We start from the raw sequence: 16,619 nt of genomic DNA on the forward strand, positions 1-16,619 counted from the left end.
TATGAGGTGGTTTCATTGATTTCTGAACAAAATAGTATTATATATAAAAAATGTTTTAAATTTTCTCTAGAAATAATAACTCTTTGCAAATACCTTAATAATTCTAAAAAGGAATTTGTGCTTTCTAACCAAATCCTACGTTGCAGCACTAGTATTGGTGCCAACGTAAGTGAAAGTTTCAATGCTCAAAGTCATAAAGAATACATATCCAAATTATATATATCCCTTAAAGAAGCATCCGAAACCAAATACTGGTTAGAACTTCTCAATGCATCAAATACTATAAATGACGCTACCTATAAAGATTTACTAGATCAAATTACTCAAATAATCAAAATACTAAGTTCAATTATCAGAAATACAAAACTAAAACACCATCTATAACCTCAAAATCCTAGCCCTCTGACACCCTAGCACTCTATCTCTCCTAGCCCTCTAGCCCCCTGACACCCTAGCCCCCTTCGTAGATAAAAAAGCTAAGCTTTTTTATCTACGATGATTCCTATCATTTCACACATTTTAGCAACCATATCGAGTATCTTCTTTGGCGGTATTTCCTTCACTACTTCTTTTGTTTCATTGTCTACTATTCTTATTACATATTCGTTGAGTTTCTCGTGTTTTTCGTATTCTAAATGAGTATCCGCGTTTTTTATCAATTTGTTTAATCCATCCACCATATTTTTTACTTCTCTTCCGTCTACTACTTTTGCATCCTTATTGTTATATGCTACTTTAGACGTACTTTCTAATGTTTCTTTGGCACTATTATTAGATGATTGTAATGATACCTTAGCTGCAGAATTTACATTTACAATACTCTGTCTTCCTTGACTTATTGAGTTGATTTCCATATCAAACACCCCGCTTATTAGGGGCTAGGGGGCTAGAGGGCTAGTCTTTTGCCCCTAGCGCTTAGCACCGCTAGCTCCTATTTTTTTAAATTTTTAAGTATATCTATGTTAAAATTTAATGCACTTTTATTCTCTTCTTCCACTTCCTTTAGAAGTTCTTTTCGCAATATGGCAACCTCTTTAGGTGCCTTTATAGCTATTTTTACAGAACCACCATCTATATCCACTACACTTATTTCTATATCTTCTCCTAAAACTATAGCTTCTCCTTTTTTTCTTTTAACTACCAACATTATTCTGCCTCCTTAAAAATAGGCTGCTTTATTAAATATTTTTCATTATTTAATATTATTTGTTCCCCTAATCGTTCTTTTATATTAATTATAATAGGAGCTCTCATATTAGTAGTTATTTTTTTTACATCTGAATCTAAAGTAACTGTAGTTAAAACCAATACATCATCTTGTGTACTTATTTTTAATCTCTTTATTACTTCCTCAGATAAGTGAAATTCATAATTCTTATCCACTATAAAAGGAGAAATAACCACAAATCCCACAGAACCATTTTCTATAGAATGTAATACATTGAAAATTTCATTTTCCTCTACTGGAAAGGAAATAAATCTCTTTAAATCTTCAAATCCACATATACCTTTATTAAAATTCCATACCTCTTCTTCACCATATTCACGAATTCCGTGATATTTTGTGCTCAATTTCATGTAATACACCCCTTTTTTTAGGGGGCTAGGGGGCTAGGGGGCTAGAGGGCTAGTTTTTCAATACTAACCTTTAGCTCACTAGTTCACTAGTCCGCTAAATTTATCTAATGTAATCAATTAAAGTTGGTTGAAGAACTCTAGCACTGGTTTGAAGTGAAGCTATATATACTGTCTGTGCTGTGGCAAATTGCATTGTAGTTTCAGTAATGTCAATATCCTCAGTTTTTGAAAGTATTTCCGTCATATTAAAGTTTTGATCTTTATTTTTATCATTAGCACTTTCCATGCTGTTTTGCTTTGCTCCTACTTCTGAACGAACTTTCAATATATTATTCATTACATCACTTATATCTTTAAGATCTTCATTTACAAGTTTTTTAACAGCTTCATCATCCAATGTTGTTCCATCTTCATTTTTTCCATCTAAGTGATTAACTATATTCTTAAATATATCTCTTAAATCTTTAGTTTCGCCATCTGCATTTTTAAACTCAATTATTTCTTTTGCTGAAACATTATAGTTAAATACAACACCTTGAGATACTTCTACTTTTAGTTTCTCACCTATATGCTGATATTCTACTCCACCTACTAATTCTCCACCACCTTTTTTATAGTAAAACAACATAGCATTTTCATTATTATTTTCATTAAAAGTAGCAGTTTTAGTATTAGTAGTTCCAAATAATGTAGAAGATGTTATTTGAACTTCTTTTTTATCCTTATCATCTATATTTACAAACTTTAGCGTCCCATCAGCTAGATTAGTTACAACTTTTACTTTATCCTTTATATTATCGTTATTTGCTATTTGGTCATTTATCTTACCAGCTAAATCACTTAAGCTACTAACTGATGTACCCTTTTTTATGATTATTTGTTGTGAACCCACTTCTATTTTTAGGTCATTATTTAAGGAACCATTAGTAGTTAAGCTATCAGCTCCAGATAAATTTAAATCTGTGCTACTTACGGATTTATTGGCATCTATTTTTGTATCTGCTGATATGCCTAGTTCAGTAATTTCATTGCTGATTTTAATTTTATCACTAGTTTTATTTTTAAATTCCAACTTATTATTTGCTATATCTGCTACAACCTCTATTTTACCTTTTAAATTATTATCCGCTTGTATTTTATCATTTAGCTTATCAGCTAAATCTCTTAAATTATTTATTACCACATTATTCCCAATAGTTACTTCATGATCAGTTGTGTCACTACCAATTTGAAACTTTATTTTCATTTCATTTACTAAGGTTTTATCTCCCTCAGTTAAACTGCTTGTACCTGAAAAATTCAAAGCATTTGTTTCAGCAGCACCAGCAAAACTACTTCCACCTGTTGTATCCATAGGCTTAGTGGTTCCTCTAGTTCCACCAAATATATATTTCCCATCAAAGTTTGTATTCATCACTTGAGAAAACTCTGAAATTTTTTCATTTATTTCATCTTTTGCAGCTCTTCTCTCCCCTGCGCTATAAGTTCCATTACCAGAAGATATTAGAAGTTCCCTTACCCTATGCAAAATATCTCCAGCCTGTCCCAAGGCTGTATCAGTAGTATCTAACCAATTTAAAGTATCTTTTATATTTTCATTATATTGTTTATTTGAGTTGATTTCTGTATGAAGTTGCATAGCTCTAGCTACTTTAAAAGGATTATCTGAAGGTCTTCTAACTGATTTACCGGAAGTCATTTGTTCCTGCAATGTCTTTAAATTTGTTAAGTTAGTCCTCATGTCTCGTAAAAAGTTGTTTGAAAGCATTTTATTTGTTATACGCACTTTTTATCACCCCTCTATCGTTTTAATCCATTAACAACTACATCCAAAAGTTCATCTACTGTAGAAATTATTTTTGCATTAGCCCCATAAGCATGTTGGAACTGAATTAAGTTTGCCATTTCTTCATCCATAGATACTCCTGATACTGAGGTTCTTCTTTGATCAAAATCACTTAAAAGCTTTTCTTGATTTCCTACTATTCTTCTAGCTTCATTTTCTTGTATTCCAAGCGTATCTACTGTATCTTTAAAATAATTATCTATAGTCATTCCATTTACATTACTTTGTATAGTGTAAACTTCTAACTCCTCATCTTTTGCAAATCCACCAGTTAAATCAGTTATAAATTTTTGCCTATCCATCTGTGACAAATCTATATTTTGTATTTTGAACAATACATTTCTAAGTTTTGCTATAGCTAGAGCTCTTTTACCATCATTTTCACCTGAATTATCTCCTGCTCCTGTTTTTATGTTCATTACATTATCCATAATTTTAGTATTTACTGCTATATTACTAGCATCTATTTCTTCTTCACCTAGCATTTGTATACTGCCATCAGGGTTCAATTTAAATTCATCTTTATTAACGAAAAAAGGCATGTCATCATTTGAAGCATCACTTTGCCCACTGTGAACTGCATTCACTGAAAAAGCTATAGATTTGGCTAATTTATTAATTTGATCCTCATAGTTATCTACATCTTCCTGAACTGACATATAACCTTGAAGACTTCCATCAGATGGCTTAAATAATCCTAATTTTTTGTCTAATATAGATAAATCATTTGGATTTGTTATATCGATAGCCTTATCAACATAAGCATTCCCTTCTTCATCTGCCCAAATTACTCTACATTCATCTATATGTCTTTTTATTTCATTAGCCTTTCCTTGCTCAACTGGTGTATTAAAATTTATCATTATTTCCTTTCCAGGTCTATTACTATCTCCTTCTTTTAAATAATTTATCTTTAAACCAGTTACTTTTCCTTGATCGTTCTTAACTTCTTCTATTCCATTTATGTAAGAAAATCTGCTTACAGCATAATTAGGTTCTTTTCTTACTAAAAGTTTTTCTCCACCTTCTGGAATATCTTCTACATCTCCAGGACTTAAGTCTATGGTATAAAAATTCTTCTTTTTAACATCTATATTAAATTCTGCACTTAATTTATCCATAAGCAAATCTCTTCTGTCCATTAAGTCATTAGGCTCTTGTCCAGAAATTTTAACATTCATTATTTGCTGATTTAAAGAATCTATTTGCTCAAGATAATTATTAATTTGGAAAACAGTATCCTTTATAACTGTTTGAGTATTAGTTCTTATCTTTTGAAGCTGATTATAAGTATGATTTAGTTCATTAGCAAGAGCATTAGCTTGTTGTGCTACCACAGTTCTAGCATTAGACGTATCCGCCTGCTTTGACAGTTCTTGCCACGAATCAAAAAACTTACCTATAACCGTGGAAAGGCCCTGATCTGATGGTTCATTAAATACGCTTTCTATTTCACTTAAGAATCTGTCCCTAGCTTCATAAGTACCCATAACACTCTGTTCATTTCTAAATTGAAAATCTAAAAACTCATCTCTAACCCTTTGAATTATTGATATTTCAACTCCAGTACCTAATTGCCCTGGTCCTATAGCATTATTTACGGAAGGCATAGCAAAAGGTCTTGTAGTTTCCATTATAGCTCTTTGCCTTGAATAACCTTCTGTATTAGCGTTCGCAATATTATGTGTAGTTACATCTATAGCCTTCTGTTGAGCAAAAAGCCCTCTTTTGGCTACATTAAATGTTGCAAATAATCCTGACAACAATAATCACCCTTTCTACTAATCCTGATTACTAATTGCTATTTTTTAGTAACTAACTCTTTAATCCTTATTACAGCTAAAACCAACTGTGGATTATGAATTTATAACTAAATACTAGCTTAAAAATCCGGAATTATCTTCTTATCTTTCCAGTAGCTCCATATGTCCTCGACACTGGTCTTGATGGATTTATTATCTCTAGCATTTTATTGGTATAACTAAGTCCTTGCTTTATTAAAAGTTCATTGGTTTCCTTTTGAAGTGTTACGGAATGTAATACCTTTCTTATTTCTCTATAAGCCTCCTCTAACTGTAAATCCTTACTTTCCAATACTATTTCACTTATTGCTACGTCACCAACTAAATTTCTTCTGTCCATCTCTATTTTTGCAATTTTAACACTAGCTTCTTTTATACTATTAATTATGTCATCCATTTTAAAAACATCTTCACTAACTATATAATCATGCTGAGTTTCTAATAATATAAGTAAATTATTTAATGCATCTATTTCTTCGTTTATTATTTTTTTAAGCTCCGTTAACATAACTAAATTTCCTTTCTTTCAAAGGCTTGCATTATACTTTTAGCTAAATCCTCCGGATCTACACTATACTTTCCAGAAGCTATTTTGTTTTTTATTTCTCTAACCTTTTTATCATTTGGAATTACATCATTCTCCATAGAGTAAGCACTTAAACTTTTTCCTATCTCTGAAATTTCTAGTTTGTCTGATAAGTCTACGTCCTTTTTTTTCTCTAGGGCCCTGCTATTTTTCACCCCATACATGTTTACTATTTTACTAGGGTTTATTCCGTTGACTTTCATAATATACACTCCTCAAATTACTTTCTTAAAATATTTATCGAATTAGAACTTCAAAAGTTTAGTACATAATTAAAAAATTTTAGTTATAAAAGTAAAAATTAGGAACTTCACAGCCCCTAATTTCATGCTTTTTTATTTCCCTAAACTTCTTACTCTTTCTGCATTGCTAATTATGCTTGTTATTCTGACGCCGAAGTTTTCATCTACTACAACTACTTCCCCTTCAGCCACCATCTTGCCATTTACTAATATTTCTACCGGTTCCTCTGCTAACTTATCTAATTCTATTAATGAACCAGTGCCTAAATCTAATATTTCCTTTATGCTTTTCTTAGTTTTTCCTAAAACTACTGATATCTCTAAAGGAACATCTAATATTAAATCAATATTACTAGGCATAGCTGTCGGTGCTGAATTTTGAAGAGGTTTAAAAGCAGCTTTTTTAACCTCCACTTGTGGTTCACGAACTTGCTGCTCTATACCTTTTTCCATTAATGGATTTGCCTCCTGAATATTATTAGAACTACTTGAATTTACATTATTATTTTCATTTGTAGTATGTGTCTCTTGCGTTTTTGGACTTTCTTCCTTTCCAGTCATTATACCTACTATCTTCTTTCCAGTTTCTAATGGAAGTATTTGCATTATTTCACTATCTACTAAATCACCTATAGTTAACTTAAATGCTACCTTTATTATTTCTTCATCGTCCTTTACGCTTTCCGTAAGTGTTTCTGTATTTTCATTCCATATTCTCGATTTCGGTGGTGATATATTTACTTCTCTACCAAACATAGTAGCCATAGATGTAGCTGCTGAACCAATCATTTGATTCATAGCCTCTGACACAGCACTTTCTTCTATTTCAGATAAACTACTTATATCCTCTGGAACGATTCCATCTCCACCCATCATTAAGCTAGCTATAACAGCAGCATCTGATACTTTCATTACAAGAAGATTTTCTCCAGTAATCCCACTTATATATTTTACCTCAAGACATATATTGGGTACTTCAAAGGTTTCCCTTAATTTTCTCAAAGTAGTTGTAGATACTTGTGGTGTTGTGATGTTAACTGCTTGATTTAATATAGTAGAAAGAGCAGTAGATGCAGATCCCATGGAAATATTACCTACTTCGCCTAAAAGATCCTTTTCTGTTTCAGTAAAATACTCTTCATTAGCTTTATTTTCATCATCATTTGACTCCACACTTCCACCATTTAAAAGAGAATCTATTTCTTCTTGTGAAAGAAAACTATTAGCCATAATTTTCCACATCCTTAATATCTAATATTTGTACACCTTTATTCTTTCCTATTATCCCCACTTTACCATAATAGTGAGCTTGCTCTCCTATTAAAATTTCCACAGGCTCACTTGTCTTTTGATCTAAGGTTATTACGTCTCCTACATTAAGCCTTAAAAAATCTTCTACAGTTAAAGAACACTTACCAAGTAAAGTTTTAATTTGTACATCAACTATATTTAGCCTATCTTTAATTTTTTCTCGTGAATCTTCTTTAAAAGCATCGTCACTTTCTTTAAACCAATATTGAACAACTAATTTATCTAATACCTTTTCAATACTTAAATAAGGTATGCAGATGTTTATAAATGAATTGCTATCTACCATATCCACAGAAAATGTTATAAGGGCCACTGGCTCATTAGGGGCAAGAGTCTGATTTAAAGCTGGATTAGTTTCCAAACTCTCTATTTCAGGATCTACTACATCAAGTATATCTTCCCATGCCAACTTCAAATTTGATATTAATCCATCATTAACATTTCTTATTATATTTTTATCAATATCCGTGAATTCCCTCATTTTAAATTCTTTCACTCCACTACCACCCAAAAGTATATCTAATACTTTAAATACAAATTCAGGATTAGCCTCAAAGAGTATAGAACCACTTAAAGGACTCATGTTAAACGCTGTAAGTATAGTTGGATTTGGTACGGAATGAATAAATTCTTCATAGGTTATCTGTTGAACAGACATTATCTTAACCTTAACATTTGTTCTTAAATGAGCAGATAAATAACTTGATATTATCCTGGCATAATTATCATGAACCAGTTCTAATGTTCTTATATGGTCTTTAGAAAATTTTTGAGGACTTCTAAAATCATACTTTTTAACTTTATGTTCTTCCTGTTTGGCCAGTTGTTCTGGCTCTAACTCACCAGAAGATAAGGCAGACAAGAGAGCATCTATCTCACCTTGACTTAAAACCTCTGCCATACTAATACCTCATTTCTATTTAATTTAGAACTAGTTTATCTATATCAATTAAAGTAACTATTCTATTTTTGAAATTAATAATTCCTTTTATATATTCCTTTTTATCTTTTTCACTTACACTTTCTATGACACTTTCTTCTATTTCTAAAACTTCCTCTACTACATCTACAATTATACCTATAGATTCCTCATTTATAGATACTATTATTATATTCTCTTGTTCTACATCATTACTTTCTATATCTAAAAGTAACTTTAAATTTAAAAGAGTAATTATATTTCCTCTTAAATTTATTAAACCCCTTATGTAGTCGGGTGCCTTAGGCACCCTAGTAATTTCCATAGTATCACTTATACTTTGAATTTTTGCGGTTTCCACTGCAAATTCTTCATCCTGAAGCTTAAATACCACAACTTGCATAACACGCCCCCCTAACCAAGTACTTTTTTAATAGCTTCAAGTACTCTGTCTGCTTGAAATGGTTTTACTATAAAATCCTTTGCACCTGCTTTTATAGCATCCATTACCATGGTCTGTTGTCCCATGGCACTGCACATTATTACTTTTGCCGCTGGGTCTATGCTCTTTATAGCTTTTACTGCTTCAATTCCATCCATATCTGGCATAGTTATGTCCATAGTTACTACATCTGGTTTTTCAGCCTTATATATTTCTACAGCTTTTATACCATTGTTTGCTTCTCCTACTACTTCAAATCCATTTTTCTCTAATATATCTTTGATCATCATTCTCATAAAAGCAGCATCATCAACTATTAAAACTTTTGAACTCATTTATTTTCCCTCCACTATTTTATTCCTATAGAATTTAATATTTTTTCCAATGAACCAGGCATCGGTATATAGTAAAAATGCCCATTTATCATTTCATCATTTTGACTAAATAAAGTCTCGATGTCTAGAACATACTCATTAAATTGACCAGACTCAATAAATGTTGTAGACAGTATTGCTCCAAGCATATCATAGGTAACTGCTGGTACAGATGGCATTATAACCATGTTAGTAAACCTAGCTATGGAATTCATATAAGCACTGCACATTATATTTCCTATTTCACATAAAACAGAATTTCCCATTTCACTTATTTCTTTCTCATTTCCATCTAATAGCTTGTTTATAATTTTCATAGCTACATCTTTTTCCATAACAAATAGTATATTTCCCGGCGTATCACCTAATACCCTGACCAAGACACCTATTACAACTTCTTCCCCTCCAATATTATTAAATATTTCATCAAAAGGGATAACATTTATTGCAGGAACTGACATATTGACTTTTATGTTTAAAAGCTGAGCCAACGCTGTAGCTGCATTACCAGTTCCAATATTCACTATTTCCTTTAATGCATCCAGCTGTAAATCGTTTAAATCCAAATAACTCATTCTATCCTCCCTTTACACTAGTGAGGAAACATCTAATATTAAAGTAACCTTTCCTCCTAAAATAGTAGCTCCAATATATTCCTTTAATGATTGTAAAGTTTTTCCTAGAGGTTTTATAACTATTTCTTGTTGTCCAAGAAGAGAATCAACTAAAAGTCCTGAAGTTTTTTCTCCTACTCTAACTATTATTATATACTTTTTACCTTCTTGTTTACATGGCATTCCTAATTTTTCATTTACTCTTACTAAAGGTATTACCTTATCACTGTATATTATCACTTCTTTATTATTACTCTTTTTAACCTTTTCTTCATGATAATCTATAACTCTATCTATATATCCAAGAGATATAGCCATGTTCTCATCTCCAACTTTCACAAGAAGAGCTTGTATTATTTGAAGTGTCAAAGGTAATGTTATAATAAAAGTAGTTCCCTTGTCAATTTCACTAACTAAATCTAATGTTCCACCTAATGAGGATATTTTTGTCTTTACTACATCCATACCAACTCCTCTTCCTGATATATCTGTAACTTCCTCATTAGTACTAAATCCCTGCATAAATATTAAATTGTTAATATCTGTATCAGTCATACCCTCTGTATTTATACCTAATTTTTCAGCTTTTTGCTTTATTTTTTCAGGATCTAAACCCTTTCCATCATCACTAACTTTTATAACAGCCTTAGTACCTTCTTGATATGCTACAAGTTTTATTTTACCAACAGGATCTTTACCTTTTTTTATTCTCTCTTCCTTATCTTCAATTCCATGATCCGCAGCATTTCTTAAAAGATGTATAAGAGGCTCTCCTATTTCATCTATAACTGTTCTATCCAGTTCAGTTTCCTGGCCCTCAATTATAAGTTCCATTTCTCTGTTTAACTCTACTGAAAGGTCTCTTATCATTCTTGGAAATCTACTGAAAACCACTTCTAATGGTAGCATTCTTATTTTCATAACTAGATCCTGTAAATCCGAAGTAGTTCTTGCTACCTGCTCTAAGGTTTCATTTAATTCTGGAACTTTAACTTCTTCACCAATTTGTTCCAATCTTGTTCTATGTATAACTAGTTCTGAAACCATATTCATAAATTTATCTAATCTTTCTAAATCAACTCTTACTGATTGATGGTTCTTTTTATGATGAGTTTGGTTATCACTTACAGATTTATTTTTGGGTCTTTTTTTACTACTTTCTACACTTTTTTCTATTGGTTTTTTCTCTTCAATTTCTTGTGAAGACTCTTTACTTCCCTGTACTTCTTTTACAACTACTTTATCGATCTCAGATATATGCATTAAGGAATCATATACCTCATCCCCATGTCTTTTAGTTAAATATATAAGTTCCATGGATAAATCAAAATTTTCACTTTCAATATCTTCAGTACAAGGTATTGATTTTATAATTTCTCCATAGTCTTCTAGATCTTTAAATATTAAAAATGCTCTAGCTGATTTCAAAAGAGTATTTTCATTTAAAAGTATATGAATTTCATAAGCTTTATATTGTCTTTCCTTAGCCTGTTTTATTACACTCATTTCATATTCATTCAATTCTATTTCTGATTCTCCATCATCCTGTTTATCAAAACTTTCTTCATTACATTGCTCTTTTTCCTTATTCTTTTCATCACTATCTCCATGTTCAGTTAAACTATGTAGCTGTTCTATTATATGATCTATTGGAATATCTTCCTCTATACCATCTGATATATTACTTACCATCCTTTCTAAAGTATCTAAACATTTAAAAAGTATAGTTACTACTTGTTGATCAGCCTTTATACTTCCTTCTCTAAATTCTGTAAGTACATCCTCCATTTTATGAGTTAAATCTGCAATATCATTAAAGCCCATAGTTGCAGACATACCTTTTAGAGTATGCGCTATTCTAAAGATTTCATTTAACTTATCAATATCCTCTGGGTCTTGTTCTAGTTGTAATAATGAATCATTTAGAACTTGAAGATTATCCATAGATTCTTCCAAAAACATAGACATATACTGAGAAGTATCCATTTTATTTCCCTCCTAAGCTTTCTTATAAATGAATGTAGAAGATTTTTCAAAGCCGAAATCTCTATAGTTATATATGCTTTCTGTAGCTCCTACAAATAAAAGTGCTCCTTTATTCATAGACTTTCCAAATTTACTATATATGGAATTTTTAATTTCAGGTTTAAAATATATAACCACATTTCTACAAACTATAAGATCAAAATTATTTTCATAGTTGTCTAATATTAAATCATGCTTTTTAAAATTAACCATGCTTTTTATACTATCACTTATAATATATTTATCGTCTAGTTTTTTAAAATATTTATCTAGATATACATTTTTTATATTTTTAATTTCAGATTCACCATATTCACCTTTTTTAGCTTTCTCCAATATATTTTTGTCTATATCTGTAGCTAAAATTTTGTGTCTTACCCCAGGATTTAATTCATTTAAAATCATGGCTAATGAATATGGTTCAGCTCCAGTAGAACAAGCAGCACTCCATATCTTAAGAGGTCTTTTAAGTGGCAAAAGCTCTTCTTTTAATACTTTTGATAATTCATCAAATATCTCAGGATTTCTAAAGAACTCCGTTACATTTATAGTTATAAAATCCAAGAATTTTTCTTTTTGTTTAGGATCAGTTTTTAAAACTCTAGTATACTCATCTACAGATTTCACTCCTACTCTAGACATAAGGCTTTCAATTCTTCTATGTAATTGATTTGACTTATATGCAGATAAATCTATGTTAAACTCCCTAAACACCCATTTTTCAAATTCAAACAAATCCACTGCTATCTCTCCTTATTGCTTACGATTTTAATTATTTCATCCGCTATGGCATCGAGAGGCAAAACCATGTCCACTTTTCCTGTTTCATATGCTGCTTTGGGCATACCGTATATGGTACATGTAGATTCATCCTCAGATATGGTAATCCCTCCTTTTTCTTTTATATACGCCGTTCCCTCTGCCCCATCTTTTCCCATACCGGTAAGTACAGCACTTAAAAGATTGCAACGGTATAAATCTGCAGCTGAAAAAAACAATTTATCTACTGCTGGCCTAACTCCCCAAATGCTTGGTTCCTTGTTTAAATGAATTTTTTTGTCTAATCCTACTACCATGTGAAATCCACCTGGAGCTATATACACAGTATCATTTTCTATGTTTTCACCTTCACTTGCTTCTACTACTTTTAATTCACTGTTTTTATCTAATCTTTCGGAAAAAGCTTTAGTAAATCCTACAGGCATATGTTGTACTACAAATATTGGTACACCTATGTTTCTAGGCAAACGGGTTATTACACTATATAACGCCTTTGGTCCACCTGTAGATGCTCCTATTGCAACTGCTTTCACTTTATTGCAAGATGTATGTGTTTTTCCAAATTTTTCATTACTGTTTATTTCCTTATGCTTAATATTTATTTTCTCAGCATTTTGTCTTTTAGATGAATATGCTACTCTTATTTTTTCTATAAGATCATCCTTCACCTTTTTTATGTCTAGAGAAATGTTTCCTGAAGGTTTTGCTAAAAAATCAAAAGCCCCTTTCTCTAAACAATCCATAGTCATATTTGCTCCTCTATTAGATATGCTACTTAATATTATTACAGGAATTTGTATGTTCTTGTTTTTCAAATTATTCAAAGCTGTCATACCATCCATTTTAGGCATTTCTAAATCCATTGTTATTACATCAGGATTTATTTTATGTATTTTTTCTAATAATTCTCCACCATTTCTTCCTGTAGCCACTACTTCCATGTCCTCTTGTTCATTAATCATATCTGAAATTATTTTTCTCATAAGGGCTGAATCATCAACTACCATAACTTTTTTTCTTTCCAAGCTGATCACTCCATTTTCTATATTTGTCTCGTGCCTATACCGACTGTTTTAATTTCTACAAGTCCGTTTTCAGTATATAGTATCATGGTTCTGCCTTTATTCCCCCCTACATCCTGTGAGATAATAGGTATTGACATATCATTTAAAGTTTTAATTACACATTGACTATTCCTATTTCCTATATCCATTATCATACTTTTATCAGAAAAATTAAACATTGAAGCTCCACCAGCTATTTTTGCTTTTAAATTTTTTTCTTTAGCACCTTTGTTTATCATGTTTTTCACTAATATTGGAATAGCTAAATCTGCAAACTTAGCTGGATTAGTTACATTGGAAAACTTCTTGCTATCTGGCAACATAATGTGTGCAAGTCCTCCTATTTTACTTACACTGTCATATAAAGCTATCCCTATACAAGAACCTAGTCCCACAGTTATAAGTCTATTAGGAGAACATACAACATTTAAGTCTGCTATTCCAATTCTTATGTCCTGTAATTCCATACCCCATCTCCTTTATGAAATATTATTTATTCATAATTTTTTCCTTTTCTTCATCACTAAGTATCGATGCTAATCTTAGAAATATTATTATTTTTCCATCTAACTTTATAAGTCCTTTTATATATCTACTAGATATGGATGCCGCTATATCAGGTGCATCTTCTATATGAACATTTTTTACATCTTTAACTTCTGACACAACATCTACAATTATACCTATTTTTTCATCACAATTCTTTGCAACAATTATTTTACTATCATCTGAAATATTTTCCTCATGCAAATTAAACTTTTTTGCTAAAGATATTACAGGAAGAATCCTTTCTTCATAATTTATAACGCCTTTAACAAAATCAGGCGCATCAGGAAGTTTAGTAGGAACTTTATATCCTAGTATTCTTTCAACCTCCATTATGTCTGCAGCATAATATTCATTATTAATATTAAATATCAGTACTTTTATATCTTCTTCATTCATACTGAACCCTCCTATACATTTAACTTATTATCTTGTTAGTACATTGATCAATCTATGCATTTAACTTTTCAATAACGATTTCTCCTTCAGAATCTAAATAAACGTGTATATCCCTGCTATATGTATCTAATACATATTCTCTACTTCCCACAAGAAAAACAGTGTTTTGATAAGCTTTTTTTGCATATATATGACCTTTTTTTCCAACTTGAAGTTTTGTTATTACTCCGCCTTCGCTACCTACTTCAGCACATTCTATTTTATTATTTGCTTCAATTATGCCCCCTCTAGCTACAGCATTGTCATTTGTAAATATCACTTCACGTTTAGCCAAAATCTCAGAAACATACTCTCCTTTTCCATTTATATATATGCTTCCAGAACTTTTAATTACGCTATCCTGAGAGTATCCTATACTCACATTAACTGGCAAAGTCACCTCTTTATTTAAACTTTTTAATTTATCTTCTATTATTTCAATTATTTTATATAATTCAGAGATACCTTTTATTTCTATAGGGCCTAATCCTATTAACTTATTTTTTATTACTTCTAATACTTCATTTTTTTCTTCATTGCCAACATTTTTATATCTTAGCAATTTAAAATATAACTTAGGTATATTCTTAAATTTATTTTCTATAAGTACCTTAATTATTTCCCCATCCTTACTATCATTATTAGTTAAATTCCTTATTTGTTCTGCTGCTACTAATAATTCTTGTACATTATCTTTCATTTTTTCTAAGCAATCTATTATATTTAAAATATCTACATCTTCGCCTCCACCAATAATTTCAGAGGATATAATATTTTTTTCTACGCTTATATCACTTTTGCTAAATAATTTACTTTCAGCTACATTTTTATCTATTGTGATTTTCCCATGTGCCTTAACTTCCATACCTTCCTTTACATTTCCATGTATTATCACTTCACCTATAAAGTCTATATTCCCAGTAGAAATATCCACATCATCTACAACTTCATGTACTGGGAAAACATAAAATATTCCATTTTTATAAACTGGTTTTCCTTCTATACCTGCAATGACTGTATCCCCATTAATTAAGGCACCTTGTCCTACTTTTAAAAGTTTTTTCTTATTTTTGGGTCTTTTTACTTCTTTGCCTAATATGTTAACTCCATCTTGGCCTTCTTTTCCAGTATGCTTTACTGCTATTATATCGCCTCTCTTAACTTCTTTTATGGAATGCAAATTTTTAAAGTCTACCTTTTGCACTTCATCTGATATCTTGTCCGCTAAATCATGCCCTTTAAATTTTATATCTATAACATCTTCTTCATCTGGTACAAAAGGAATTCCTTCTGCTATTAAAACTTCTTCTACTCCTGCTTTATCTAAGCACTTATTTACGCTTTCCTTAATTATTCCAAAAACTATATTTTTACTATTTAAAGCCTCTATTATTTCCTCTTCACTATATATCGGAGGATAATTTTCTTCTGATATTTCTTCTTCTAATCTTAAAACAGTTGTTTTTTGAGCATCCTTAAGCGTATATATATATTGAGGTACGTATTTTATTGTTACAAATGCATGCATTCTATTATTATCTATTTCTATATTTAAAAATCTTTGGGGTATTTCTTCTTTTTGACAAATCTTAATTACGCTATTTTCGCTCAATTCTGTTGATCCTTTAATCTCATTTCCATCTACAAATATACTTAAATTTTCAGGTGGAATAATACAAGGTTTTTTCTCTTCACCAATAATATCATTAACAATTATTTTCCCATTTTCAACCCTTACTGTTCCATTATTTCTATCTAATTCTTTTATATCATTTTTATTTTCCATGTTTTCCCTTTTACTTTCTTCTATTTCATCATTTGGATTTTCATTTTCTTCCACTCTTACTTCTATTGTTGCTTTACTTTTAAATAACCCTCTTTTGTTTTCTATTACAGTGTATTCCAATTTATCCTCTGATATATTAAGCTCTTTACAAGCCTCTTTAATACATTCTTCCAATGTCTTAAATGTAAACCTCAATACCTCCATATCATTTCCCCCACACTTATAACTTTGCATTTAAACAAAATGCTCATTTATTATTTTATCGT

19 protein-coding genes are annotated in these 16,619 nt (G+C 30.7%); 1 reads left to right on the top strand and 18 read right to left on the bottom strand.

Annotation, left to right across the window (positions count from 1 at the left end; translation table 11 throughout):
• The first annotated feature begins 15 nt into the window (after window positions 1-15).
• Window positions 16-384, top strand: a complete 369-nt coding sequence (locus tag C1715_RS13295) for a four helix bundle protein (protein WP_242971955.1) — start codon at window positions 16-18, stop codon at window positions 382-384.
• Between the two features lie 92 nt (window positions 385-476).
• Here C1715_RS13295 and C1715_RS13300 read toward each other — a convergent pair whose 3' ends face one another.
• From C1715_RS13300 to C1715_RS13385, 18 genes are all read right to left on the bottom strand, one after another.
• The gene (locus tag C1715_RS13300) at window positions 477-854 is read right to left on the bottom strand and encodes a flagellar protein FlaG (protein WP_035289836.1); all 378 of its coding nucleotides are present in this window, start codon (window positions 852-854) and stop codon (window positions 477-479) included.
• A gap of 77 nt (window positions 855-931) precedes the next feature.
• Window positions 932-1,147, bottom strand: coding sequence for a carbon storage regulator CsrA (gene csrA / locus C1715_RS13305; RefSeq protein WP_102400959.1), 216 nt, complete (start codon window positions 1,145-1,147; stop codon window positions 932-934).
• Window positions 1,147-1,578 (bottom strand): flagellar assembly protein FliW, encoded by a 432-nt coding sequence (gene fliW / locus C1715_RS13310; RefSeq protein ID WP_102400960.1) that lies wholly within the window; start codon window positions 1,576-1,578, stop codon window positions 1,147-1,149. The genes csrA and fliW overlap by 1 nt, the downstream gene beginning before the upstream one ends.
• Window positions 1,579-1,678: 100 nt before the next feature.
• The gene (gene flgL, locus C1715_RS13315; RefSeq protein ID WP_102400961.1) at window positions 1,679-3,364 is read right to left on the bottom strand and encodes a flagellar hook-associated protein FlgL; all 1,686 of its coding nucleotides are present in this window, start codon (window positions 3,362-3,364) and stop codon (window positions 1,679-1,681) included.
• Between the two features lie 14 nt (window positions 3,365-3,378).
• A complete protein-coding gene (flgK, locus tag C1715_RS13320) occupies window positions 3,379-5,187 on the bottom strand; it encodes a flagellar hook-associated protein FlgK (RefSeq protein ID WP_102400962.1) in 1,809 nt (602 codons plus the stop codon).
• Between the two features lie 133 nt (window positions 5,188-5,320).
• A complete protein-coding gene (locus C1715_RS13325) occupies window positions 5,321-5,734 on the bottom strand; it encodes a flagellar protein FlgN (RefSeq protein ID WP_102400963.1) in 414 nt (137 codons plus the stop codon).
• A gap of 2 nt (window positions 5,735-5,736) precedes the next feature.
• Window positions 5,737-6,015 carry a flagellar biosynthesis anti-sigma factor FlgM gene (flgM, locus tag C1715_RS13330; RefSeq protein ID WP_102400964.1) on the bottom strand — a complete coding sequence of 93 codons (279 nt, stop codon included), beginning with the start codon at window positions 6,013-6,015 and terminating at the stop codon, window positions 5,737-5,739.
• 132 nt (window positions 6,016-6,147) lie between these two features.
• Entirely contained in the window at window positions 6,148-7,284 is a 1,137-nt protein-coding gene (gene fliY, locus C1715_RS13335) for a flagellar motor switch phosphatase FliY (protein ID WP_242971956.1), read from the bottom strand.
• Window positions 7,277-8,266 carry a flagellar motor switch protein FliM gene (fliM, locus tag C1715_RS13340; protein WP_102400966.1) on the bottom strand — a complete coding sequence of 330 codons (990 nt, stop codon included), beginning with the start codon at window positions 8,264-8,266 and terminating at the stop codon, window positions 7,277-7,279. The genes fliY and fliM overlap by 8 nt, the downstream gene beginning before the upstream one ends.
• 19 nt (window positions 8,267-8,285) lie before the next feature.
• Window positions 8,286-8,687, bottom strand: a complete 402-nt coding sequence (locus C1715_RS13345; protein WP_102400967.1) for a chemotaxis protein CheW — start codon at window positions 8,685-8,687, stop codon at window positions 8,286-8,288.
• A gap of 11 nt (window positions 8,688-8,698) precedes the next feature.
• Window positions 8,699-9,061, bottom strand: coding sequence for a response regulator (locus tag C1715_RS13350; protein WP_102400968.1), 363 nt, complete (start codon window positions 9,059-9,061; stop codon window positions 8,699-8,701).
• A 14-nt stretch (window positions 9,062-9,075) separates the two neighbouring features.
• Window positions 9,076-9,675: a chemotaxis protein CheC gene (locus C1715_RS13355; protein ID WP_102400969.1), complete on the bottom strand. Its 600-nt coding sequence runs from the start codon at window positions 9,673-9,675 to the stop codon at window positions 9,076-9,078.
• A 12-nt stretch (window positions 9,676-9,687) separates the two neighbouring features.
• On the bottom strand, window positions 9,688-11,700 hold the full coding sequence (locus tag C1715_RS13360) for a chemotaxis protein CheA (protein WP_102400970.1): 2,013 nt from the start codon (window positions 11,698-11,700) through the stop codon (window positions 9,688-9,690).
• A 12-nt stretch (window positions 11,701-11,712) separates the two neighbouring features.
• Entirely contained in the window at window positions 11,713-12,480 is a 768-nt protein-coding gene (locus tag C1715_RS13365) for a CheR family methyltransferase (RefSeq protein WP_102400971.1), read from the bottom strand.
• A 2-nt stretch (window positions 12,481-12,482) separates the two neighbouring features.
• A complete protein-coding gene (locus C1715_RS13370; protein WP_102400972.1) occupies window positions 12,483-13,544 on the bottom strand; it encodes a protein-glutamate methylesterase/protein-glutamine glutaminase in 1,062 nt (353 codons plus the stop codon).
• Between the two features lie 17 nt (window positions 13,545-13,561).
• Window positions 13,562-14,050, bottom strand: a complete 489-nt coding sequence (locus C1715_RS13375) for a chemotaxis protein CheD (RefSeq protein WP_102400973.1) — start codon at window positions 14,048-14,050, stop codon at window positions 13,562-13,564.
• A 22-nt stretch (window positions 14,051-14,072) separates the two neighbouring features.
• The gene (locus tag C1715_RS13380; protein ID WP_102400974.1) at window positions 14,073-14,528 is read right to left on the bottom strand and encodes a chemotaxis protein CheW; all 456 of its coding nucleotides are present in this window, start codon (window positions 14,526-14,528) and stop codon (window positions 14,073-14,075) included.
• A 52-nt stretch (window positions 14,529-14,580) separates the two neighbouring features.
• Window positions 14,581-16,557 carry a flagellar assembly protein A gene (locus tag C1715_RS13385; RefSeq protein WP_180964090.1) on the bottom strand — a complete coding sequence of 659 codons (1,977 nt, stop codon included), beginning with the start codon at window positions 16,555-16,557 and terminating at the stop codon, window positions 14,581-14,583.
• Window positions 16,558-16,619 lie beyond the last annotated feature (62 nt).

The organism is Haloimpatiens massiliensis, assembly GCF_900184255.1.
Classification (GTDB): Bacteria; Bacillota; Clostridia; order Clostridiales; family Clostridiaceae; genus Haloimpatiens; species Haloimpatiens massiliensis.

Bases quoted from the DNA above. Each gene is read 5' to 3' on its own strand.
- C1715_RS13360 (WP_102400970.1), bottom strand. From the start codon at position 11,700: ATGGATACTTCTCAGTATATGTCTATGTTTTTGGAAGAATCTATGGAT.
- fliM (WP_102400966.1), bottom strand. From the start codon at position 8,266: ATGGCAGAGGTTTTAAGTCAAGGTGAGATAGATGCTCTCTTGTCTGCC.
- C1715_RS13385 (WP_180964090.1), bottom strand. From the start codon at position 16,557: ATGGAGGTATTGAGGTTTACATTTAAGACATTGGAAGAATGTATTAAA.
- csrA (WP_102400959.1), bottom strand. From the start codon at position 1,147: ATGTTGGTAGTTAAAAGAAAAAAAGGAGAAGCTATAGTTTTAGGAGAA.
- C1715_RS13350 (WP_102400968.1), bottom strand. From the start codon at position 9,061: ATGAGTTCAAAAGTTTTAATAGTTGATGATGCTGCTTTTATGAGAATG.
- C1715_RS13380 (WP_102400974.1), bottom strand. From the start codon at position 14,528: ATGAATGAAGAAGATATAAAAGTACTGATATTTAATATTAATAATGAA.
- C1715_RS13355 (WP_102400969.1), bottom strand. From the start codon at position 9,675: ATGAGTTATTTGGATTTAAACGATTTACAGCTGGATGCATTAAAGGAA.
- flgM (WP_102400964.1), bottom strand. From the start codon at position 6,015: ATGAAAGTCAACGGAATAAACCCTAGTAAAATAGTAAACATGTATGGG.
- fliY (WP_242971956.1), bottom strand. From the start codon at position 7,284: ATGGCTAATAGTTTTCTTTCACAAGAAGAAATAGATTCTCTTTTAAAT.
- C1715_RS13375 (WP_102400973.1), bottom strand. From the start codon at position 14,050: ATGGAATTACAGGACATAAGAATTGGAATAGCAGACTTAAATGTTGTA.
- C1715_RS13325 (WP_102400963.1), bottom strand. From the start codon at position 5,734: ATGTTAACGGAGCTTAAAAAAATAATAAACGAAGAAATAGATGCATTA.
- C1715_RS13300 (WP_035289836.1), bottom strand. From the start codon at position 854: ATGGAAATCAACTCAATAAGTCAAGGAAGACAGAGTATTGTAAATGTA.
- fliW (WP_102400960.1), bottom strand. From the start codon at position 1,578: ATGAAATTGAGCACAAAATATCACGGAATTCGTGAATATGGTGAAGAA.
- C1715_RS13345 (WP_102400967.1), bottom strand. From the start codon at position 8,687: ATGCAAGTTGTGGTATTTAAGCTTCAGGATGAAGAATTTGCAGTGGAA.